General features: G+C 49.7%; 5 tRNA genes and 2 rRNA genes. All 7 read right to left on the bottom strand.

What is annotated here, in order from left to right:
• Nucleotides 1-66: 66 nt before the first annotated feature.
• A tRNA-Met gene (locus BED47_RS14940) sits at nt 67-143 on the bottom strand.
• 32 nt (nt 144-175) lie between these two features.
• A tRNA-Val gene (locus BED47_RS14935) sits at nt 176-251 on the bottom strand.
• 9 nt (nt 252-260) lie between these two features.
• Nucleotides 261-335, bottom strand: a tRNA-Glu gene (locus BED47_RS14930).
• A 23-nt stretch (nt 336-358) separates the two neighbouring features.
• Nucleotides 359-450: transfer RNA gene (locus BED47_RS14925), tRNA-Ser, on the bottom strand.
• A gap of 4 nt (nt 451-454) precedes the next feature.
• A tRNA-Asn gene (locus BED47_RS14920) sits at nt 455-529 on the bottom strand.
• Between the two features lie 10 nt (nt 530-539).
• Nucleotides 540-655 (bottom strand): 5S ribosomal RNA (gene rrf, locus BED47_RS14915).
• A 121-nt stretch (nt 656-776) separates the two neighbouring features.
• Nucleotides 777-889: ribosomal RNA gene (locus BED47_RS14910) — 23S ribosomal RNA — on the bottom strand; the annotation flags it as partial.

Genomic DNA, 889 nt, shown 5'->3' with positions numbered 1-889 from the left:
CGGGATCGAACCGGCGATCTCCTGCGTGACAGGCAGGCATGTTAACCGCTACACCACGGGACCATTTGGTTGCGGGGACAGGATTTGAACCTGCGACCTTCGGGTTATGAGCCCGACGAGCTACCAGACTGCTCCACCCCGCGATAATAAAAGATATTCATTGAATTTAATTAGATGGTGGAGGATGACGGGCTCGAACCGCCGACCCCCTGCTTGTAAGGCAGGTGCTCTCCCAGCTGAGCTAATCCTCCGTAATAAAATGGTGACCCGTACGGGACTCGAACCCGTGTTACCGCCGTGAAAGGGCGGTGTCTTAACCGCTTGACCAACGGGCCAGTATAATAGTGCTGAAAACATGTGGCGGAGAGCAAGGGATTTGAACCCTTGAGACAGGGTTACCCGCCTACACGATTTCCAATCGTGCTCCTTCGGCCACTCGGACAGCTCTCCAAAATGGCTCCGCAGGTAGGGTTCGAACCTACGACCACTCGGTTAACAGCCGAGTGCTCTACCACTGAGCTACTGCGGAATAATTATAAACCAAGCGACGTTCTACTCTCACAGGGGGAAACCCCCAACTACCATCGACGCTGAAGAGCTTAACTGCCGTGTTCGGTATGGGAACGGGTGTGACCTCTTCGCTATCATCACTTGATTCAATTCCTTAAGGACAATAACTATTATATCATATCTCTTTCGAAAGTCAATGACTTTTTCAAAGTTTTTTATAATAATTTTTGCACCCTCAAAACTAGATAATGTCATCATCAAACTTGTTAGTTAAGTCCTCGACCGATTAGTATCAGTCAGCTCCACGTGTCACCACGCTTCCACCTCTGACCTATCAACCTGATCGTCTCTCAGGGGTCTTACTAGCTTAACGCTATGG

It is taken from the genome of Gottfriedia luciferensis, assembly GCF_001712755.1.
GTDB classification, from domain to species: Bacteria; Bacillota; Bacilli; order Bacillales; family Bacillaceae_G; genus Gottfriedia; species Gottfriedia luciferensis_B.
The sequence above is the reverse complement of the archived record's forward strand: the minus strand, read 5'-3'. Positions and strand labels throughout refer to the sequence as shown.